The sequence below is a fragment of the Streptomyces scabichelini genome, from assembly GCF_011045015.1.
Lineage (GTDB): Bacteria > Actinomycetota > Actinomycetes > Streptomycetales > Streptomycetaceae > Streptomyces > Streptomyces scabichelini.
The window spans coordinates 1-21390 of sequence record NZ_JAAKZY010000012.1; the positions used below are offsets into that span (position 1 = coordinate 1).

Here is a 21390-nt window from a genome sequence, read left to right on the forward strand (position 1 = left end):
GTGGGCCGCGGCCGGGCTGGGCGGCGGTGGCCTGGTCGGGCTGGAGGAAGGCGGAGGCCGCGACGACTCCGGCCAGGGCGGTGGCTGTGGCGACCCAGTGGATCGGGCGGGTGTGCGTGTGGGCCAGTTCCGGGACGGCGGATTGCTGCACGAGAGATGTGTCTCCTGTGAGGGCTGTGCCGGTGGGGGTGGCCAGCATGGTGCCATACGTCACAGTGGCGGGGAACGGCGGGGTCCGGAGTTCTGTCGCGGTGTCAACAGAAAAGCGTCGTGGTGGAGTTCCTGAAGGGCTTGGGGAACTCCACCACGGTGCTTGTGCGTTGTATGCGGCACGGGGCCGCCTCAGCGGCCGGTGCCTGCGTCGGCGTTCGGACCGGAGTAGTCCTCGCCGTAGGCGCCCTTGGCGGGACGGCGGCGGCGCATGGGCGGTTCGACGCCGTCGGCGAGGCGTCGGGCGGTGAGCAGGAAGCCGGTGTGCCCGATCATGCGGTGGTCGGGGCGGACGGCGAGGCCTTCGATGTGCCAGTTGCGGATCATCGACTCCCAGGCGGTCGGCTCGTTGAAGCAGCCGATCTCTCGGATGGACTCGACGGTCCTGGCGAGCTGGGTGGTGGTCGCGACGTAGCAGCACACGATGCCGCCGGGGACGAGCGCCTTGGAGACGGCCTCCAGGCACTCCCAGGGGGCGAGCATGTCGAGGATGACGCGGTCGACGTCCGTGTCGCTGAGGTTGTCCTGGAGGTCGCCGACGGTGAGCTGCCAGGCGGGGTGCGGGCCGCCGAAGTAGCGCTCCACGTTCGCCTGGGCGATCTCGGCGAAGTCCTCGCGGCGTTCGTAGCTGTGCAGCATGCCGTGGTCGCCGATGGCGCGCAGCAGGAAGCTGCTGAGGGAGCCGGAGCCGACGCCGGCCTCCACGACGCGGGCGCCGGGGAAGATGTCGGCGAAGGACAGGATCTGCCCCGCGTCCTTGGGGTAGACCACGGCGGCGCCGCGGGGCATGGACAGGACGTAGTCGGGGAGCAGGGGACGCAGCGCTAGGTAGGCGACGTTCCCCGTGGTGCGGACAACGCTGCCCTCGGGGGCGCCGATCAGCTCGTCGTGCGGGAAGGAACCCTTGTGGGTGTGGAAGTTCTTCCCGGCTTCGAGCGTGAACGTGTAGTGGCGTCCCTTGGGGTCAGTGAGCTGGACCTGGTCCCCGACCTTGAAGGGCCCGCGTCGGCGGGCGGCACCGGTCGGTTCGGACATGTGACCAGCCTACCGGTCTGGGCGGGGGCCGCAGACCACGCGAGCGCTCAGCTGCCGGGCCTGGCCATGGCTTTCACGAAGGCGCGCTCCACGTCCGCTGCCGAGAGGACGCCGTAGATCTCGCCGGACTCCTCCACCACCAGGTACTCGGTGGCGGGGGTGGCCCGCAGGACGTCGAGGAGTTCCTCGCCGGCTAGCTCGGCGGAGACCCTCATGCCGTCCGTGAGTTCCTGGGCGAGGCCGCTGACCGCGACCCAGGGGCGGCGGTGTTCCGGTACGCCGACGATGGCGGCTTCGCGCACGAGTGAGAGAGGCTCTCCGTGGGCGTCGACCACGACCAGGGCGCGGGCACCGGCGTCGTTGGCGCGGCGCAGGGCTTCGGAGAGCGGGGTGTCGGTCTCCACGGGGACGGCGCGGCGGGTGAGGGAGCGGGCGCGCAGCTCCGGGAGGTGTTCCCTGAGGCGGGCCATGCGGAGGCTGTTCCCGGCGCCTGTCCAGATGATCGCCGCGAGGATCGCTGCGAGCAGGGCGTCCATGACGGTGTCCATGCCGCCGATGTCCTCGGCGTCGGCGCCGAGCGCGCCGGACTGGGTGAGCAGGGGCAGTCCGACGAGTACGGAGAGGGCGAGGGCGCGGCCCACCCAGGCGGCGGCGATGGTGCCGCTCATCGGCTTGCCGGTGATCTTCCAGACGACGGCCCGGAGCATGCGGCCACCGTCGAGGGGCAGCCCGGGGAGCAGGTTGAACGCGGCGACGATCAGGTTGGAGATCATCAGGCCGGCCAGCAGGACGCCGGGGACGGTGCCCGGTTCGACGGTCTGCAGGGCGAGGTAGAAGAGGCCGCCGAGGACGAGGGAGAGCAGCGGGCCGACGAAGGCGAGGACGAACTCGCGGCCCGGCGTCTCGGACTCCTTCTCGATCTCCGAGACGCCGCCGAAGAACTGCAGCTGGATGCGGCGCACCGGCAGCTTGAAGCGCAGGGCGGCGACCGTGTGGGCCAGTTCGTGGACGAGTACGGAGGCGTAGAAGGCGACGGCGAAGAAGAGGGACACGAGGTAGCGGACGCCGCCGAGTTCGGGCAGTACGCGGTCGAGCTGGCCGCCGAAGACCCAGGTGATGAGCGCTGCCACGAGGAACCAGCTGGGCGCCACGTACACGGGCACGCCGAACGGCCGTCCCATGAGCAGGCCGCCACCGGGCTCCTTGCCGCGCTTCGGCGGCCGGGTTCCCGAGCCGCGGCGACCGGCCGGGGTCGGCGCGTCCGGGCCACCGCCGCCGGGGCCGTCCGCGTCCTCACCGCGGAACGCCTCTCCCGGCCGGTCGCCGCGGGAGGGGGCCTGAGTCACGTCCGGCTGGTGCGCGGCTGCGGGAGGTTCCTGAGCGGGGGTGTCCGCCGGGCGGTGGGGTCCTTCGGCCGGGGCGTCCGCGGCCGATGACGCCGTGGCGTCCCCGGTCGCGCCGGGGCGGCGTGCGGATGCGGGCTGTTTTTCCCAGGCCACCGTGTCCGTCGGGCCGTTGGCGGTGGTGTCGTCGGTCGGCTCCGCGTCGGGGCGCGGGTGTGCGGTGGTGGCGTCCGGCACCGTGGAGTGCTCGGTCGCTTCGTCCGTACCGGATCGCGGCTGCCCGCTCCCGCCGCTCTCGTCCACGCTGTCCCCTCGTTCGACGCGTCTCCCGCTCGCGGTCATGCAGGGCGAGAGGTTCTGCCGTCGATGGTATGCGGCCGTCGCGGTGTGTTCCGCCCCGGCACCCCCTCTGTTTTCCGGGCCGTTGTGCAGGCCGCAGGTCACTGTGTGTCGCGATGTCAGTGGCGGGCCGTAAGGTCTGTCGTCATGGAAACCAGCACCGACGACGGCGTCGCGCAAGCCGACTCCGCCACCGGCACGGGCACGGGCACGGGCAGCGACGACGGCACGAGCACCGACAGCGACACCGAGCCGGCCGCCCCGGTAGCCGTGCCGCCGGCCTCGTTGTCCCCCTCGCGCGCCGGCGACTTCATGCAGTGCCCGCTGCTGTACCGGTTCCGGGTGATCGACAAGCTTCCCGAGAAGCCGAGCGAGGCGGCCACGCGCGGCACGCTGGTGCACGCGGTCCTGGAGCGGCTCTTCGACGCCCCGCCCACCGAGCGCACGGCGCCGCGCGCGAAGTCGCTGATCCCCGGCCAGTGGGACCGGCTGCGCACGGCGAAGCCGGAGCTGACCGAGTTGTTCGCCGACTCCGACGAGCAGACCGCGGGTGAGCGGCTGGCGCGCTGGCTGGCCGAGGCCGAGCAGCTGGTCGAGCGCTGGTTCACGCTGGAGGACCCGACCCGTCTCGAACCCGCCGAGCGCGAGCTGTTCGTGGAGGCCCGGCTCGAGTCGGGTCTGAAGCTGCGCGGCATCATCGACCGGGTCGATGTGGCGCCGACGGGCGAGGTGCGGATCGTCGACTACAAGACGGGCAAGGCGCCAAGACCGGAGTACGCCGAGGGCGCGCTGTTCCAGATGAAGTTTTACGCCCTGGTGGTGTGGCGTCTGAAGAAGGTCGTCCCGCGCCGCCTCCAGCTCGTCTACCTCGGCAGCGGCGACGTCCTGACGTACGACCCGGTGGTCGCCGACCTGGAGCGTGTCGAGCGCAAGCTGCACGCCCTTTGGGACGCGATCCGCCTCGCCACCGAGACGGGCGACTGGCGGCCGCGGCCCACCAAGCTGTGCGGCTGGTGCGACCACCAGGCGGTATGCCCGGAATTCGGCGGGACTCCCCCGCCGTATCCGCTACCCGTCAGGGCGCCCGAGTCGGGAGATGGCAAGCAGGGCAGAATGGGGCCGGACTAGCGAAGGAGACTTACGTGGCCATCCGTGTCCTACTGGTCGACGACCAGCCGCTGCTGCGAACCGGCTTCCGCATGATCCTGGAGGCGGAGCAGGACATCGCGGTCGTCGGCGAAGCCGGAGACGGCCTCCAGGCACTCGACCAAGTGCGCGCCCTGCAGCCCGATGTGGTCCTGATGGACATCCGCATGCCACGGATGGACGGTGTCGAGGCGACCCGGCAGATCACCGGCCCCGGCCGGGACGGACCGGCGAAGGTTCTGGTGCTGACCACCTTCGACCTCGACGAGTACGTGGTGGAGGCACTGCGTGCGGGCGCCAGCGGCTTTCTCCTCAAGGACGCCCCGGCCAACGAACTGGTGCAGGCGATCCGGGTGGTCGCCGCGGGCGAGGCGATGCTCGCGCCGAGCATCACGCGCCGGCTGCTCGACAAGTACGCGGGCCATCTGCCCTCGGGCGACGAGCCGGTGCCGGACACACTGCACACGCTGACCGAGCGTGAGGTCGAGGTGCTGAAGCTGGTGGCCCGCGGGTTGTCGAACGCGGAGATCGCGGCGGATCTCTTCGTCAGCGAGACCACGGTCAAGACGCACGTGGGCCACGTCCTCACCAAACTGGGCCTGCGCGACCGCGTGCAGGCCGCGGTGTACGCGTACGAGAGCGGTCTGGTGCGCCCCGGCGCGCAGTGACCGACTGCCCCTCCCTGCATATGGCGATGGCCGCACACCTTTCGAAGGGTGTGCGGCCATCGCCGTATGCGGGGGCCCGTTCAGTCCTTGCTGATCTCCCAGAACCGGAACACGGTCGACGCGTCGAGGCAGTACTCCAGGCCGTACACGTTGTCGCGGACGACCGCGTACTGCTTGGCCTGCCAGATCGGGATGACCGGGAGCTCCTCGGCGACGATGTCCTGGAGCTGCCCGTACGGCCGCTCGGTCGACGAGCGGTCGCTGAGGGCGGCGGTCTCGGGGATGAGCTGCCCGGTGACCGTCGTGTTCGTGTAGTTGTTGCCCAGGACGTTGCCCTTGCCGAAGAACGGGGCCGTGAAGTTGTCCGGATCCGGGTAGTCCGGCACCCAGCCCTTCACGTACACGCCGTACTTGCCGGCCTCGATGTCCTTCTCGTACTGGTCGTAGGCGACCGACTTCACGCTCGCGTCGAACAGGCCGCTGTCGTTGAGCTGCTTGGCGATCGCCTCGAACTCCTGGTCCGTGGACGGGCCGTAGCGGGTCGGCGTCGAGAAGAGGGTCAGCTTCACCTTGTCGGTGATGCCGTCGGCGAGCAGCACGTCCTCGGCCTCGGTGCGTGAGGGGCGCGCGCCGTAGGTGTCGAAGAAGGCCGTGTTGTGGGCCGTGATGCCGGCCGGGATGATCGAGTACAGCGGTGTCGCCGTCCGGTCGTAGACCTCCTCGACGAGGGCCTCACGGTCGAGCAGATAGGCGATGGCCTTGCGGACGCTCAGCTTGCCCGCCACCGGGTCCTGGGTGTTGAAGACCAGGTGCTGCACCTCGGCGCTGGAGCCTTCGACGACTTCGATGCCCTGACCGTTGGACGTGTCCTTCTCGATGTCCGCGATGTCCTGGGCGGCGAGGCCGCGGTAGGCGACGTCGACCTTGTTGCTGCGGAGGGCCGTCTTCAGCCGGGACCGGTCGCCGTGGAAGAACTTGAGGGTCACGCCGGAGTTCTGCACGTCGGCGTTGCCCCGGTAGTTCTCGTTGACCGAGAAGACGGCCTCGTCCTCGCCGAAGGAGTCCAGTCGGTACGGGCCGGATCCGACGGCCTTGCCGTCCTCGCGCAGCCCGTCCGCGGAGTACTCCCGGTGGTTCACGATCGAGCCGGCACCGGAGGCGATCTTGCTGGGGAAGGTGGCGTCGGGGACCTTGAGCTTGAAGACGACCGTCTTCTCGTCCGGGGCGTCCACCGTGTCCAGCATGGGGAACATGATCGCGGGGCCGTCGGCGTCGTCGATCTTCATCATGCGGTCGAAGGAGAACTTGACGTCCTTCGAGGTGAGTTCGTCACCGTTGCTGAACTTCAGACCGTCGCGCAGGGTGCACCGGTAGACCTTGGTCTGCGCGTCCGTGAAGGAGCACGACTTGGCGGCCTCCGGCTCGGGTTCCGTACCGCCCTTGGGGAAACTCAGCAGGGACTGGAAGACGTTGTTGAACAACAGCCAGGAACCCGGGTCGTAGCCCGACGCGGGATCGGTGGCCAGGACGTCGTCGGTCATCCCCATGACGACGGACGAGCCGGTGCCCCCCGATTCGCCCGTTTCCGAACCGCAGCCGGTCAGCAGGGCGGTAGCCAGCCCCGTCACCACGGGCAGAACCGCCCACTTGGTGCGCATATTCACGTACGTGTGCCTTGTCGTTGATCTCGAAGTCCGGTCAGCCGCTCACGCCGCAGTGGTCAACTGCCGACGCCGTGGCCGAGCTCCCACAACTGGAGGGTCGCGGAGGAGTTGAGGGTCCGCTCGGCGCCGGTGATGTCACTGCGTGCGGCGACGTACTGCTTGCCCTGCCACAGCGGCAGCAGGGGGACGTCCTCGGCGACGATGTTCTGGATCTCCTCGATGCTCTGCGAGGCGGTCAGCCGGTCGGCCTGACGGCGGGACTCCGGGATCAGCGTGTTGCGGATCTCGTTGTTCGTGTAGGGCGAGCCGATGGTGTTGTCCTTGTCGAGGAACGGCGCGAGGTAGTTGTCGGCATCAGGGAAGTCCGGGAACCAGCCCATGCCGAAGACCTCGTACTTGCCCTCGCGCTCATTCGGGCTGTACGTCGCCCACTTCTCGCCCTTGATGTCGACGTCGAACAGGCCGCTGCCGTTCAGCTGCTCCTTCAGCAGCTCGAACTCCTCTTTGGTGGCCGGCCCGTAGTGGTCGTTCGTGTAGTGCAGGGTCAGCTTCACCGGCGTGGTGACGTTCGCCTGGGACAGCAGAGCCTTGGCCTTGGCGGCGTCCGGCTCGCCGTACTTGTTGAAGAACGAGTTGGCGTGGCCCGTGACGGTGGCAGGCACCATGGAGTACAGCGGGTCGGCGCCGTCGCCGTACACCTCGGAGACGAGTTTGCCGCGGTTGATGACCTGCGCCATCGCCTGACGGACCGCCTTGGCCTTCACCGACGGGTCGTTGGTGTTGAAGCCCAGGTAGCGGATCTCCAGGCCGGGCTGCTCGATCAGGTCGATGTCCGTGGATGTGGCGTTCTGAAACTTCTTGATCTGCGCGGGCGACATGGTGCGGGTCATCACGCTGATGTCGCCCTTGTTGAGCGCGGTGCCCATGGCGTCGGCGTCGTCGAAGAAGCGCAGATCGACGCTTTCGTTCTTCACCGTCAAATGCCCCTTGTAATTGGGGTTCTTGGTGAAGACGGCGTCGACGATTTCGTCGTCCTTGACCTTGGCCTCAAGGGTGTACGGGCCTGAGCCGTCCACCGAGAAGCCGTCGCGCAGCTTGTTCTTGTCGTAGTCGTCGGGGTTGACGATGCCCGCGACCGGCGTCGACAGCTTGAACGGGAAGGTGGCGTCGGCGGTCTTGAGGTGGAAGATCACCTCGCGGTCGCCCTGCGTCTCGACGGTGTCGATGGTGGAGAGCAGCGCGAAGACACCGCTGTCGGCCTTGATGCGCAGCGCGCGGTCGATCGAGAACTTCACGTCGTCCGCGGTCACGGGGTCGCCGTTCGCGAACTTGAGGTCCTCGCGCAGGGTGCACGCGTACCGCTCGTTGCCGGTGTCGGTGAAGCCGCATTTCTCGGCGGCCTCCGGCAGGGGGTCGCCACCGCCGTCGGGCAGGGTCATCAGCGTCTGGACGGTCTGCCTCAGGACGTTCCAGGTGCCGACGTCGTACGCGAACGCCGGGTCCAGCGGCGCCGGTGCCTCCTTCGAGGCGGTGAACCGGTCGGTGGTGCCCACCACGATGGCGTCGTCGCCGTTGCTCCCGCTGCCGGACCCGCCGCAGGCGGCCAGGACCGGGGCGAGCAGGCAGATCACGCCGGGCAGCACCAAGGTCTTACGGTTCATGCTCGAAGTTCTCCAGAGCTGTCGATCTCGCGAACCGGCAGGCTGGGGTGTTGCAAGCGGGTCACGAGTGTTACGGCGAGGTTGACGTCCTGAGATTAGTCCGCACCAGCAGGACGTCTCGCCAATACCGGAGTTGACTGCCCATCACGCTGCGAAACCGGGCGTGGACACACCGAAAACCCGACAGTGGAAGGATTCGTGCACGGTTCCATCAAACGGGACACAAGGGCACGTCCCGTACCCGCGGTAAGGGGTCGGCGACACACCACGACCCCCATGCCGACGCCCCTGCGAGTGGTGAACCTCACACACTCAACTGGGTTAAGGGGCGCCGGAATTCAGCCACTCGGCGAAAATTGAATTACTCAAGTGGCATGTACATGCAGTTTATTCGGCATTCAACTTTTCGCCGAAGGTGAGCGCTCAGCGCATTCCCGTCATCAGACCCTCATCAGGCCCTCATTCGGCCCTCATCAGGCCGTCAGCAGCCCCCGCAGGAAAGGCAGGTCGACCTCTTCGAGCGAGGGCACCACGGTGCGCCGGGCGGCCGGGGTGATCGGCGCCACGGAGGGTACGGCCACCACATGGCAGCCCGCGGCCTCGGCGGCCGCGACACCCGTCGCGGTGTCCTCGATGACCACGCACCTGGCCGGATCCGCACCGAGGCCCCCGGCCGCGAGCAGATACGGGTCGGGATGCGGCTTGGTGCGCTCGACCTCGTCACCGGCGACGGTCAGGCCGAAGTTCCGCGGGCCGAGCGAGGTCAGTACGCGGTCGATGATGCGGCGGTGCGAGGCGGAGACCAGGGCCGTGGGGATCTCGTGCGCGGCGAGCTCGGCCAGGAGCCTCGCGGCGCCCGGCATCAGCGGCAGAGCACGGCTGATACGGTCCTCGAACCCGTCGTTCAGCAGCACCGTGAGCTCGGCCAGGGTGATGTCGGCTCCGGTGGCCTCGATGAGGAATCCCGCGCTGCGGGTCATGGGACCGCCGACCACGACATGACGCCAGGAGTCGTCGAGCCGGTGCCCGAGGCTCGCGAACACCTCGACCTCGGCGTCCCACCAGAAGCCCTCGGTGTCCACCAGGGTTCCGTCCATGTCGAGGAGCACGGCCTGGAGGGCGGAGCCTTCGGCCGTACGGGTACTGAGTGCGGGGACCGTACTGGTCATCCGGGCACACCTCCGAGAGGGACGAGAAGGCCGGCTCCCCTCAAGGAACCGGCCTGCGCTGGACCGACCAGTGTACGACTCTCGCCGCGGAAGTGCCGCGTTTAACCGACGTGTGCGAGGGCACACTCCAGACCCGCCGTGGGGCCATCTCAGCGTGCCCTCGCAGTCCTGTCGGCGTGCCCTCGCGAGCCCGCCTCAGCGTGCGTTGAAGTACTTCGCCTCGGGGTGGTGGATGACGATCGCGTCCGTGGACTGCTCGGGGTGGAGCTGGAACTCCTCGGACAGCTCGACGCCGATCCGCTCCGGCTCCAGCAGTTCGGCGATCTTGGCGCGGTCCTCCAGGTCCGGGCAGGCGCCGTAGCCGAGCGAGAAGCGGGCGCCGCGGTACTTCAGCGCGAACATGTCCTCGACCTCGGCCGGGTCCTCACCGGCGAAGCCGAGTTCGGAGCGCACGCGCGCGTGCCAGTACTCCGCCAGGGCCTCGGCCAACTGCACGGACAGGCCGTGCAGTTCGAGGTAGTCGCGGTAGGCGTTCGCCTCGAACAGCTTCGCCGTCTCCCCACCGATCCTGGAGCCGACGGTGACGACCTGCAGGCCGACGACGTCCGTCTCGCCGGACTCCTCCGGGCGGAAGAAGTCGGCCAGGCACAGCCGGCGGCCACGGCGCTGGCGCGGGAAGGTGAACCGGGTGCGCTCGTTGCCCCCCTCGTCCAGCAGGATCAGGTCGTCGTCCTTGGACACGCACGGGAAGTAGCCGTAGACCACGGCCGCTTCCAGCAGGTTGTCCCGCTGCAGCTGGTCCAGCCAGCCGCGCAGCCGGGGACGGCCCTCGGTCTCGACCAGTTCCTCGTACGTGGGCCCGTCGCCGGTGCGCGCCTGCTTCAGCCCCCACTGGCCCTTGAACAGCGCGCCCTCGTCCAGCCAGGAGGCGTACTCCTTGAGCTGGATGCCCTTGATGACGCGGGTGCCCCAGAACGGCGGCTCCGGGATGGGGTTGTCGATGGCCACGTCGGAGCGGACCGCGCCCTCCTCGGGGCGTTCCTCGACGACGGCCTGGGCGGTGGCCCTGACCCGGCGCTGCTTCAGCTCGGGCAGGGCCGCTCCCGGCACGCCCCGCTTGACGCCGATCAGCGCGTCCATCAGCCGCAGGCCCTCGAACGCGTCGCGGGCGTAGCGGACTTCGCCCTGGTAGATCTCGTGCAGGTCCTGCTCGACGTACGCCCGGGTCAGTGCCGCCCCGCCGAGGATGACCGGGTAGTCGGCGGCCATCTTGCGCTGGTTGAGCTCCTCCAGGTTCTCCTTCATGATCACTGTGGACTTGACCAGGAGGCCTGACATGCCGATGACATCGGCCTTGTGCTCCTCGGCGGCCTCCAGGATCGCGGAGACGGGCTGCTTGATGCCCAGGTTGACCACGTTGTAGCCGTTGTTGGACAGGATGATGTCGACCAGGTTCTTGCCGATGTCGTGCACGTCGCCGCGCACGGTGGCGAGCACGATGGTGCCCTTGCCGGCCTCGTCGCCCTCGACCTTCTCCATGTGCGGTTCGAGGTAGGCGACCGCGGTCTTCATCACCTCGGCGGACTGGAGCACGAACGGCAGCTGCATCTGGCCGGAGCCGAACAGCTCGCCGACCACCTTCATGCCGTCGAGGAGCGTCTCGTTGACGATGTCGAGGGCGGGGCGCTCCTGGAGAGCGTCGTCCAGATCCTGCTCGAGACCGTTCTTCTCGCCGTCGATGATGCGGCGCTTGAGGCGCTCGTCCAGCGGCAGTGCGGCCAGTTCCTCGGCGCGGCCCGCCTTCAGGGACTTGGTGGTGGCGCCCTCGAACAGGGCCATGAGCTTCTGGAGCGGGTCGTATCCCTCGGCGCGGCGGTCGTAGATCAGGTCGAGGGCCGTCTGGACCTCTTCCTCGGTGAAGCGGGCGATCGGGAGGATCTTCGACGCGTGGACGATCGCCGAGTCGAGGCCCGCCTTGACGCATTCGTCCAGGAAGACCGAGTTGAGCAGGACGCGGGCGGCCGGGTTCAGGCCGAAGGAGATGTTCGACAGGCCCAGCGTGGTCTGCACATCCGGGTGGCGGCGCTTGAGTTGGCGGATCGCCTCGATGGTGGCGATGCCGTCCTTGCGGGACTCCTCCTGGCCGGTGCAGATGGTGAAGGTCAGGGTGTCGATGAGGATGTCCGACTCGTGGATGCCCCAGTTGCCGGTCAGGTCGTCGATCAGCCGCTCGGCGATCGCGACCTTGTGCTCCGGGGTACGGGCCTGGCCCTCCTCGTCGATGGTCAGCGCGATCAGCGCGGCGCCGTGCTCCTGCGCGAGCTTGGTGACCTTCGCGAACCGGGACTCGGGGCCGTCGCCGTCCTCGTAGTTGACCGAGTTGATGACCGCGCGGCCGCCGAGCTTCTCCAACCCGGCCCGGATCACGTCGACTTCGGTGGAGTCCAGGACGATCGGCAGCGTGGAGGCGGTGGCGAAGCGGCCGGCCAGCTCCTCCATGTCGGCGACGCCGTCACGGCCCACGTAGTCCACGCACAGGTCGAGCATGTGCGCGCCCTCGCGGATCTGCTCGCGGGCAATCTCCACGCAGTCGTCCCAGCGGCCCTCCAGCATGGCCTCGCGGAACTTCTTGCTGCCGTTGGCGTTGGTGCGCTCGCCGATCGCCATGTACGCGGTGTCCTGGCGGAACGGCACGGTCTGGTAGAGGGAGGCGGCGCCGGGCTCGGGCTGCGGGTGGCGCTCGGCCGGGGCCAGATCGCGTACACGCTCGACGACCTGGCGCAGGTGCTCGGGCGTCGAGCCGCAGCAGCCGCCGACCAGGGAGAGGCCGTAATCGCGTACGAAGTTCTCCTGGGCGTCGGCCATCTCGGGCGGTGTCAGCGGGAAGTACGCGCCGTCCTTCGTGAGGATGGGCAGCCCGGCGTTCGGCATGCACATCAGCGGCGTACGCGAGTGGCGGGCCAGATAGCGCAGGTGCTCACTCATCTCGGCCGGGCCGGTCGAGCAGTTCAGGCCGATCAGGTCGATGCCGAGCGGCTCCAGGGCGGTCAGCGCCGCACCGATCTCCGAACCGAGCAGCATGACGCCCGTGGTCTCGAAGGCGAGCGAGCAGATCAGCGGCACGTCCACGCCCACGGCATCCATCGCGCGGCGCGCACCGATCAGGCTCGACTTGGTCTGCAGCAGGTCCTGCGTGGTCTCCACGATCAGGGCGTCCGCGCCACCGGCGAGCAGGCCCTCGGCGTTCTGCTGGTAGCCGTCACGCAGTACGTCGTACGCGGTGTGGCCGAGCGACGGCAGCTTGGTGCCCGGGCCGATCGAGCCGAGGACCCAGCGCTGGCGACCGTCCTTGGCGCCGAACTCGTCGGCGACCTCGCGGGCGATCCGGGCGCCCGCCTCGGACAGCTCGAAGATCCGGTCGGCGATGTCGTACTCGCCGGCAGCTGAGTGGTTCGAACCGAAGGTGTTCGTCTCGACGCAGTCGACGCCGACGGAGAAGTACTCCTCGTGGACGGAACGCACGATGTCGGGGCGCGTGACGTTCAGGATCTCGTTGCAGCCCTCGAGGTTCTCGAAGTCCTCGAGCGTCGGGTCCTGGGCCTGGAGCATCGTGCCCATGGCGCCGTCGGCCACCACCACGCGGGTGGCGAGCGCCTCGCGCAAGGCGGTGATACGGGTCCGGCTGTCAGCGGAAGGGGTTGGCGACGAGGCCATGAATGGGCTCCCTGTGGTGCGACGGCTGTCGGCTATGCGGCTTCCCGGCGGAAGGCGCACCAAGCCAGAGTAGCCGGGGGCAGGGCCATACGTTCAGGAGGTCCACGGGACGGACGTGCGTGATCAGCATGCTGGACGTGGCGCCAGGGGGTATCCGGCCGAAACCTGTGGCGACATGTGATGGCCATCCATTAGCGAGAGGTCGGCAACGACCGATAGTGTTCAGCATTGTCGAACGGCGGCACAGAAGACCGCGTACGGCAGTCGAAGGGGACGGAGGCAGGACTGCGATGGCACGGAACATCCAGTCGCTCGAACGGGCGGCCGCGATGCTGCGGCTCCTCGCGGGCGGTGAGCGGCGGCTCGGCCTGTCGGACATCGCCTCCTCGCTCGGTCTCGCCAAGGGCACGGCCCACGGCATACTCCGCACGCTCCAGCAGGAGGGCTTCGTCGAGCAGGACGCCGCATCCGGCCGCTATCAGCTGGGCGCGGAGCTGCTGCGGCTCGGCACCACGTATCTGGACGTCCACGAACTGCGCGCGCGTGCCCTCGTCTGGACCGACGACCTGGCCCGCTCCAGCGGCGAGAGCGTCTACCTCGGCGTCCTGCACCAGCACGGCGTGCTGATCGTGCACCACGTCTTCCGCCCCGACGACAGCCGTCAGGTCCTGGAGGTGGGGGCCATGCAGCCGCTGCACTCCACGGCCCTCGGCAAGGTGCTGTCGGCGTTCGACCCGGTGGCGCACAGCGAGGTCGTGGAGGGCGAGCGCAAGGAGTTCACGGCGCGCACGATATGCGAGCTGGACGCCTTCGAGGAGGTCCTCGACCTCACGCGCGCGCGTGGGTACGGGGCCGATGTGGAGGAGACCTGGGAGGGCGTCGCGTCCGTCGCCGCGCCCATCCACGACCGGCGGCGGATGCCGGTCGGCGCGGTGGGCGTCACCGGGGCCGTGGAGCGGATCTGTGTGAACGGGGAGCTGCGCCCCGAGCTGATCGCGGCGGTGCGCGACTGCGCGCGAGCCGTGTCGCGGGACCTGGGCGCCGCGCGGTTCTGAGAATCCGCAGGAGAGAGGGCCGGGGCATCGTCGATGCCCCGGCCCTCTTTCGATCAGTAACGATCGTGTTTTCGCCACCAGGAGTCTTGACGTGCTGCTGAGACCAGGACAAGACTCCCGTCCATCGGTCGGCATTGTCGAACACCTACCGGCAATACGCGCTAGAGTGTGACAACGCCAAGGGCCGGTCTCGCTCTCATCCTTGAGAGCACGGACCACCGGAGGGACCCGGGGTTCGGTTTTTTCCCTGGACGAAGGACAAAGGAGTCGCGGGTGTCCAGCTCCGACATCTTCATCGGCGAGACCATCGGTACCGCCATACTCATCCTGCTCGGCGGCGGTGTCTGCGCCGCCGTGACGCTGAAGGCCTCCAAGGCGCGTAACGCCGGATGGCTCGCCATCGCCTTCGGGTGGGGCTTCGCGGTACTCACCGCCGTCTACATCTCGGCGCCCCTCTCCGGTGCGCACCTCAACCCGGCCGTCACCGTCGGTATCGCCATCAAGGACGGTGAGTGGGGCGACGTTCCCACCTACTTCGCGGGCCAGATACTGGGCGCCATGATCGGTGCCGCTCTGGTCTGGGTGGCGTACCAGGGACAGTTCCTGGCGCACCTCACCGACCGCGAGATCGTCGGCGGTCCCGGCGCACAGGACACCAAGTCCGTCGAGGCGCAGGAGGCCCAGGCCGGCCCCGTGCTCGGCATCTTCTCCACCGGCCCCGAGATCCGGAACGTGGCGCAGAACCTCGCCACGGAGATCATCGGCACCTTCGTGCTGGTGCTCGCGGTCCTCACGCAGGGCCTGAACAGCGAGGGCGACGGCCTCGGCCCGGTGGGCGGGCTCATGACCGCGCTCGTCGTCGTCAGCATCGGCCTCTCGCTGGGCGGTCCGACGGGGTATGCGATCAACCCGGCCCGTGACCTCGGCCCACGTATCGTCCACGCCCTGCTGCCCCTGCCCAACAAGGGCGGTTCCGACTGGGGCTACGCCTGGATTCCGGTCGTCGGCCCGCTGGCCGGCGCAGCGATCGCCGCAGGCATCTACAACGTCGCTTTCGCTTAGAGCTCTGCTTGGAGCCGAACGTCCGCCCAGCGCCGTACGTTCACTTGTAACCGCGAGCAAGCCGAGACCCAGCGCCGTAAGCCAGCCCCTTTGACCACGGAATGACCACGGACTTTCAGGAGCACACCGTGACCGACGCCCACACCGCAGGCCCCTTCATCGCCGCCATCGACCAGGGCACCACCTCCAGCCGCTGCATCGTCTTCGACCGCGACGGCCGCATCGTCTCCGTCGACCAGAAGGAGCACGAGCAGATCTTCCCCAAGCCGGGCTGGGTCGAGCACAACGCCGCCGAGATCTGGACCAATGTCCAGGAGGTCGTGGCCAGTGCCATCGAGAAGGCCGGCATCACCCGTGACGACATCAAGGCCATCGGCATCACCAACCAGCGCGAGACCACGCTGCTCTGGGACAAGAACACCGGTGAGCCCGTCCACAACGCCATCGTCTGGCAGGACACCCGTACCGACGCCCTCTGCCGGGAACTCGGCCGCAACGTCGGCCAGGACCGCTTCCGCCGCGAGACCGGTCTGCCGCTCGCGTCGTACTTCGCCGGTCCGAAGGCACGCTGGCTGCTCGACAACGTAGAGGGCCTGCGCGAGCGCGCCGAAGCCGGCGACATCCTCTTCGGCACCATGGACTCCTGGGTCATCTGGAACCTGACCGGCGGTGTCGACGGCGGCCACCACGTCACCGACGTCACCAACGCCTCCCGCACCCTCCTCATGAACCTGCACACGATGCAGTGGGACGAGAAGATCGCCGAGTCCATCGGCGTCCCGCTGGCGATGCTGCCGGAGATCCGCTCCTCCGCCGAGGTGTACGGCGAGATCACCGGCGGCAAGCTGGGCGACCTGCTCGGCGGCATCCCGGTCGCGTCCGCGCTCGGCGACCAGCAGGCGGCCCTGTTCGGCCAGACCTGCTTCTCCGAGGGCGAGGCCAAGTCGACGTACGGCACCGGCACCTTCATGGTGATGAACACCGGTGACAAGATCATCAACTCGTACAGCGGGCTGCTGACGACCGTCGGCTACCAGATCGGCGACCAGAAGCCGGTCTACGCCCTGGAGGGCTCGATCGCCGTCACGGGCGCGCTGGTGCAGTGGATGCGCGACCAGATGGGCCTGATCTCCACCGCCGCCGAGATCGAGACGCTCGCGCTCTCGGTGGAGGACAACGGCGGGGCCTACTTCGTACCGGCCTTCTCCGGCCTGTTCGCCCCGTACTGGCGCTCCGACGCCCGCGGTGTGATCGCCGGCCTGACCCGGTACGTCACCAAGGCGCACGTCGCGCGCGCCGTTCTGGAGGCCACCGCCTGGCAGACGCGGGAGATCGCGGACGCCATGGTCAAGGACTCCGGTGTCGAACTGGCCGCGGTCAAGGTCGACGGCGGCATGACCTCCAACAACCTGCTGATGCAGACCCTCTCGGACTTCCTGGACGCCCCCGTGGTGCGCCCGATGGTCGCCGAGACCACCTGCCTCGGTGCCGCCTACGCCGCCGGTCTCGCCGTCGGCTTCTGGAACAGCACCGACGACCTGCGCGCCAACTGGCGCCGGGCCGCCGAGTGGACCCCCAACATGGCCGCGGACAAGCGCGACCGCGAGTACAAGAGCTGGCTCAAGGCCGTTGAGCGGACCATGGGCTGGCTCGAAGACGAAGCTGACGAGGAGTAAGAATCCGCATGACCAGTCAGTCCACCCTGCAGTCCGTGCCTGCCCTCGGTGCGCGCCCGGCCTCCGGTTTCACGCCGAGCCGCGCCGAGGCCCGGGAGCGGCTCTCCAAGGCGACGTACGACCTTCTCGTCATCGGCGGCGGCATCCTGGGCATCTCCACCGCCTGGCATGCCGCGCAGTCCGGGCTGCGGGTGGCTCTGGTCGACGCCGGCGACTTCGCCGGTGCCACCTCCTCCGCCTCCTCCAAGCTTCTCCACGGCGGTCTGCGCTATCTGCAGACCGGCGCGGTGAAGCTGGTCGCGGAGAACCACTTCGAGCGCCGTGCGGTCTCCCGTCAGGTGGCTCCGCACCTGGCGAATCCGCTCACGTTCTACCTCCCCGTGTACAAGGGCGGGCCGCACGGCGCGGCGAAGCTCGGAGCCGGTGTGTTCGCGTACTCGGCGCTGTCGGCCTTCGGTGACGGTGTGGGCCATCTGCTGAGCCCGTCGAAGGCGGCGCAGGACGTGCCCGAGCTGCGTACGGACAATCTCAAGGCCGTGGCCGTGTACGGCGACGACCAGATGAACGACTCCCGGATGGCCCTGATGACGGTCCGCGCGGCCGTCGAGTCGGGTGCCGTCGTACTGAACCACGCCGAGGTCACAGGCCTGCGCTTCACCAACGGCCGGGTGACCGGTGCCGAGCTGCGCGACCGCCTCGACGGCAGCGAGTTCGGGGTGTCGGCACGCCTTGTGCTCAACGCGACCGGGCCGTGGGTCGACCACCTGCGCCGGATGGAGAACCCGGACGCGGCGCCTTCCATACGCCTGTCGAAGGGCGCGCACCTCGTCCTGAAGCGGACGTCGCCGTGGAAGGCCGCGCTCGCCACTCCGATCGACAAGTACCGCATCACCTTCGCCCTCCCCTGGGAGGACATGCTGCTGCTCGGCACGACCGACGAGGCGTACGAGGGCGATCCGGCGGACGTCGCGGTCACCGAGAAGGACATCGCGCAGATCCTGGACGAGGCCGCGTTCTCGATCCGCGACCAGCAGCTGTCCCGTGACCTGATCACGTACTCCTTCGCGGGTCTGCGCGTCCTGCCCGGCGGGCCGGGCGACACCTCGAAGGCCAAGCGGGAGACCGTCGTCACGGAAGGCCGGGGCGGCATGCTGTCCGTCGCGGGCGGCAAGTGGACGACGTTCCGCCACATCGGCCGTACGGTCATGAAGAAGCTGGAGTCGCTGCCGGGCCGTCCGCTCGGCGAGGACTTCGAGCCGATCTCCGAGCTGCCCAAGAAGCTGCCGCTGCCCGGCGTCGCCAACCCGCGCGCGGTCGCACACCGCCTGCTCGTCGACGGTCCGGCCCTCGGCCCGCGCATGGCCGCCGACACCGCCAGGCACCTGGCGACGCACTACGGTTCGCTGGCCTTCGACATCGCGCGTCTCGCGAACGACGACCCGCAGCTGGCCGAGCGCGTCCACCCGGACGCCCCGGAGATCTGGGCGCAGGTCGTCTACGCCCGCGACAACGAGTGGGCCGAGACGGCGGACGACGTGCTGCGCCGCCGTACGACGCTGACGATCCGCGGGCTCGCGACGGACGAGGTCCGCGGCAAGGTGGAGGACCTGCTCGACAAGAAGTAGTGAGTGAGGACCCGCTCGGCAAGAAGTCTCGGCAAGAAGCAGGGGCGCACAGTCTGACCGGAGGGGGCGGCTTCCACCCGGTGGAAGCCGCCCCTCGCCCATGTCGTGCCTGTCGTGGATGATCGTCCCGCACGGGGCTCACCAGGGCCGTCGAAGCCCCATAATGAGACATCGGATGTCTGAGCGACAGGGAGGCCCGCCATGGCAGTCACCGATGAGGCGATCGAGAAGATCAAGGGAATGATCGTCTCCGGCGCGCTGCGCCCCGGCGACCGGCTGCCCAAGGAGAGCGAACTCGCCGCCGACCTGGGCCTGTCCCGCAATTCCCTGCGGGAGGCGGTGCGCGCCCTGTCCCTGATCCGCATCCTGGACGTACGGCAGGGCGACGGCACGTACGTCACCAGCCTGGACCCGCAACTCCTCCTGGAGGCGCTGAGTTTCGTCGTCGACTTCCACCGCGACGACACGGTCCTTGAGTTCCTGGCCGTACGCCGCATCCTGGAGCCGGCCGCGACCTCGATGGCCGCCCAGCGCATCAGCGCGCAGCAGATCGACGCGCTCACGGCCCAGTTGGACGCGCTGGGCGCGACACCCTCGGTGGAGGAACTCGTGGCCTGCGACCTGGAGTTCCACCGGGGCATCGTGCAGAGCTCCGGCAACTCCGTGCTCTGCTCGCTCCTCGACGGCCTCTCCGGTCCCACCACCCGGGCCCGTATCTGGCGCGGCCTGACCCAGGAGGACGCGGTCAGCCGCACCCTCCACGAGCACCGCGCGATCCTCGCGGCCCTGCGCGACCGCGACGCGGAGGCGGCCCGCTCGTGGGCGACGGTGCACATCGCGAGCGTGGAGCAGTGGCTGCGCTCGACGCTGTGAACTCCCGTTCTGCGCCTGCCAGGTGGTGCTGCAACTCGATGTGGAAGGCCAGGAGGTCCAGGGGCAGACGAGGCCCTCCAGCAGGATGCCGCTGCCCAGCAGCAACCCGCCCGACAGACCTGTGAAGACGCCGCCGAGGGGTTCCAGCCGGATGCCTGCCGTCCCGGGGAGCCTCGCGGGCTCCCCGGTCCGCGGCCGGAGCGCGGCCCGGTACTCGGGCGGGCGGCTGGGCAGCACCAACCCGCACCCGTACGGCAGTGCCTCGTTGATGCCGTGCGGCGCCATCGCGGCCACGGTGGTGGGAAGTCCGTCGAAGCCGTCGAGCACCGGCAGGATCAGCCGCCGGTCCAGCAGCATCGCGGCGCGGGTGGCGGACCCGTACGACTCCGGCGCGACGGGCGCCCAGCTCCGCGTAGTCCTGGACGAGCTTCCGCTCCATCCAGCTCCGCAGATCCAGCGCGGCGGGAATCCCCGGAGGCGACCGGGAAGAGGACGGGGACCGGCTCGCCCGCCTGCCGGCGCTCGATCAGCGACAGCAGGAGCCGTACGAGCATCATCGTCTTGCCGGAGCCCGGGTCTGGCGCTCCTGGCCAGATAGGCACCGGCGCCGCTCGGCAGCAGCGCGGCAAGCACGGACGCCGGGTCGTCCAGGTGCGGGGCGACCAACAGGGATCCCACGGTTCCCGCGCCCAGCAGTGACAGACAGACGATCCCGGCCGGCCGCACACGTGACCTTGGGGCAACTCCGTTCACCCGACGGAGAGTCCCGCACGCGCCCGGCACCGGGTGCCGAATCGGCGGACCCCACGAGCGGGTGAAACCGGATGGTCAGTCACTCGGAGACAGCTCGGATGACTGACGGGTGTTCCGGGGTGGCGATCGGGGCAGTGATGCGTTCACTCCCCCGTGCAAGGGGGCTGCGAGCGCCCGGTGTACACGCCGTAAGGTTGGGGCGTACGCGAGGCAACGTCGGAAGGAGGCACTGGGTGATCGAGCTCGAGGGGGTTCCCGAGCTGGTCGACCCGGTCATGGTGGCCGCGTTCGAGGGCTGGAACGACGCCGGCGACGCCGCCTCCACCGCGGTCGCGCATCTCGACAGGGAGTGGAAGGGCGAGGTCTTCGCGGCGCTCGACGCCGAGGACTACTACGACTTCCAGGTCAACCGCCCGACCGTGTGGCTGGACGGCGGCGTACGCAAGATCACGTGGCCGACGACAAGGTTGTCGGTGGTCCGGGTCGGCGGCGAGAAGCCCCGGGACCTGGTGCTGGTCCGCGGTATCGAGCCGTCCATGCGCTGGCGCTCGTTCTGCAACGAGATCCTGGGCTTCGCCCACGAGCTGGGCGTGGAGCTGGTCGTGATCCTGGGCGCCCTGCTCGGTGACACCCCGCACACGCGTCCGGTCCCGGTCAGCGGGGTCACGTCCGACGCGGACCTGGCCCGCACCATGGACCTGGAGGAGACCAAGTACGAGGGCCCCACCGGCATCGTCGGCATCCTCCAGGAGGCGTGCACACACGCGGGCGTACCGGCCGTCAGCCTGTGGGCGGCGGTGCCGCACTACGTCTCGCAGCCGCCGAACCCCAAGGCGACGCTGGCCCTCCTCAACCGCCTGGAAGACCTCATCGACATGCGCATCCCGCTGGGCGAGCTGCCCGAGGACGCGCGGGCCTGGCAGTTGGGCGTGGACCAGCTGGCCGCGGAGGACAGCGAGGTCGCCGAGTACGTGCAGTCGCTGGAGGAGGCCCGGGACACCGCCGAGCTTCCCGAGGCGTCGGGCGACGCGATCGCCCGCGAGTTCGAGCGCTATCTGCGGCGGCGGGACGGCAACGGCCCGGCGGCGGGCCAGGCCGGCGGACACGCCACGGAGAGCGGCGACGCCCCTTTCCTCCGTGACAACCCGGGCGGCCGGAATCGACCGCCGAAGCCGCAGCGGCCGGGAGCCGAGGACGAGGGCCCGTCTTCGTCCGAGGGCCCGTCTTCGTCCGAGGACTCGTCGGAGGACTGAGGAGTCCTCTCGGGGACTGAGCGTTCTCGTCGTAGGACGGAACCTCTCGTCGGAGAAACCGAACCGGAAGAACCGGAATGACCGGAAGGACCGACCGAGGGCGGTGCGCGCGCGACGCACCGCCCTCGGTCGGTCCTGAAGCCG

At 69.3% G+C, this 21390-nt stretch carries 14 protein-coding genes; 8 read left to right on the forward strand and 6 right to left on the reverse strand.

Going from position 1 to position 21390, the window contains the following annotated elements:
* Positions 1-342: 342 nt before the first annotated feature.
* Both G5C60_RS05970 and G5C60_RS05975 read right to left on the reverse strand, forming a co-directional pair.
* Entirely contained in the window at positions 343-1245 is a 903-nt protein-coding gene (locus G5C60_RS05970; RefSeq protein ID WP_165255287.1) for a tRNA (adenine-N1)-methyltransferase, read from the reverse strand.
* 47 nt (positions 1246-1292) lie between these two features.
* Positions 1293-2891: a site-2 protease family protein gene (locus G5C60_RS05975; protein ID WP_165255289.1), complete on the reverse strand. Its 1599-nt coding sequence runs from the start codon at positions 2889-2891 to the stop codon at positions 1293-1295.
* A gap of 183 nt (positions 2892-3074) precedes the next feature.
* Between G5C60_RS05975 and G5C60_RS05980 the strand changes: the two genes are divergently transcribed.
* Positions 3075-4055: a RecB family exonuclease gene (locus G5C60_RS05980; protein WP_165255292.1), complete on the forward strand. Its 981-nt coding sequence runs from the start codon at positions 3075-3077 to the stop codon at positions 4053-4055.
* A 14-nt stretch (positions 4056-4069) separates the two neighbouring features.
* Positions 4070-4741, forward strand: coding sequence for a response regulator (locus G5C60_RS05985; protein ID WP_016639462.1), 672 nt, complete (start codon positions 4070-4072; stop codon positions 4739-4741).
* 80 nt (positions 4742-4821) lie between these two features.
* Here G5C60_RS05985 and G5C60_RS05990 read toward each other — a convergent pair whose 3' ends face one another.
* From G5C60_RS05990 to metH, 4 genes are all read right to left on the reverse strand, one after another.
* Positions 4822-6405, reverse strand: coding sequence for an ABC transporter substrate-binding protein (locus G5C60_RS05990; protein WP_165255295.1), 1584 nt, complete (start codon positions 6403-6405; stop codon positions 4822-4824).
* A 56-nt stretch (positions 6406-6461) separates the two neighbouring features.
* The gene (locus G5C60_RS05995) at positions 6462-8066 is read right to left on the reverse strand and encodes an ABC transporter substrate-binding protein (protein ID WP_165255297.1); all 1605 of its coding nucleotides are present in this window, start codon (positions 8064-8066) and stop codon (positions 6462-6464) included.
* Positions 8067-8539: 473 nt separating this feature from the next.
* The gene (locus G5C60_RS06000; RefSeq protein ID WP_165255299.1) at positions 8540-9235 is read right to left on the reverse strand and encodes an HAD family hydrolase; all 696 of its coding nucleotides are present in this window, start codon (positions 9233-9235) and stop codon (positions 8540-8542) included.
* A gap of 195 nt (positions 9236-9430) precedes the next feature.
* A complete protein-coding gene (gene metH / locus G5C60_RS06005) occupies positions 9431-12949 on the reverse strand; it encodes a methionine synthase (protein WP_165255301.1) in 3519 nt (1172 codons plus the stop codon).
* A gap of 290 nt (positions 12950-13239) precedes the next feature.
* Here metH and G5C60_RS06010 point away from each other — a divergent pair, with 290 nt between their 5' ends.
* From G5C60_RS06010 to G5C60_RS06035, 6 genes are all read left to right on the forward strand, one after another.
* Positions 13240-14004: an IclR family transcriptional regulator gene (locus G5C60_RS06010; RefSeq protein ID WP_165255303.1), complete on the forward strand. Its 765-nt coding sequence runs from the start codon at positions 13240-13242 to the stop codon at positions 14002-14004.
* Between the two features lie 273 nt (positions 14005-14277).
* Complete coding sequence (locus G5C60_RS06015; RefSeq protein WP_165255306.1) at positions 14278-15066, forward strand: MIP family channel protein; 789 nt, start codon at positions 14278-14280, stop codon at positions 15064-15066.
* 128 nt (positions 15067-15194) lie between these two features.
* A complete protein-coding gene (gene glpK, locus G5C60_RS06020; RefSeq protein WP_165255308.1) occupies positions 15195-16742 on the forward strand; it encodes a glycerol kinase GlpK in 1548 nt (515 codons plus the stop codon).
* Positions 16743-16750: 8 nt separating this feature from the next.
* The gene (locus G5C60_RS06025; protein ID WP_165255310.1) at positions 16751-18367 is read left to right on the forward strand and encodes a glycerol-3-phosphate dehydrogenase/oxidase; all 1617 of its coding nucleotides are present in this window, start codon (positions 16751-16753) and stop codon (positions 18365-18367) included.
* A 201-nt stretch (positions 18368-18568) separates the two neighbouring features.
* Positions 18569-19240 carry a FadR/GntR family transcriptional regulator gene (locus G5C60_RS06030; protein WP_165255312.1) on the forward strand — a complete coding sequence of 224 codons (672 nt, stop codon included), beginning with the start codon at positions 18569-18571 and terminating at the stop codon, positions 19238-19240.
* A gap of 986 nt (positions 19241-20226) precedes the next feature.
* Positions 20227-21246 (forward strand): PAC2 family protein, encoded by a 1020-nt coding sequence (locus G5C60_RS06035; protein WP_165255314.1) that lies wholly within the window; start codon positions 20227-20229, stop codon positions 21244-21246.
* The last annotated feature ends 144 nt before the right edge of the window (positions 21247-21390 follow it).

Coding starts and splice junctions, on each gene's coding strand:
- G5C60_RS05970 (WP_165255287.1), bottom strand. CDS start 1,245: ATGTCCGAACCGACCGGTGCCGCCCGCCGACGCGGGCCCTTCAAGGTC.
- G5C60_RS05980 (WP_165255292.1), top strand. CDS start 3,075: ATGGAAACCAGCACCGACGACGGCGTCGCGCAAGCCGACTCCGCCACC.
- G5C60_RS05995 (WP_165255297.1), bottom strand. CDS start 8,066: ATGAACCGTAAGACCTTGGTGCTGCCCGGCGTGATCTGCCTGCTCGCC.
- G5C60_RS06000 (WP_165255299.1), bottom strand. CDS start 9,235: ATGACCAGTACGGTCCCCGCACTCAGTACCCGTACGGCCGAAGGCTCC.
- metH (WP_165255301.1), bottom strand. CDS start 12,949: ATGGCCTCGTCGCCAACCCCTTCCGCTGACAGCCGGACCCGTATCACC.
- G5C60_RS06010 (WP_165255303.1), top strand. CDS start 13,240: ATGGCACGGAACATCCAGTCGCTCGAACGGGCGGCCGCGATGCTGCGG.
- G5C60_RS06025 (WP_165255310.1), top strand. CDS start 16,751: ATGACCAGTCAGTCCACCCTGCAGTCCGTGCCTGCCCTCGGTGCGCGC.
- G5C60_RS06030 (WP_165255312.1), top strand. CDS start 18,569: ATGGCAGTCACCGATGAGGCGATCGAGAAGATCAAGGGAATGATCGTC.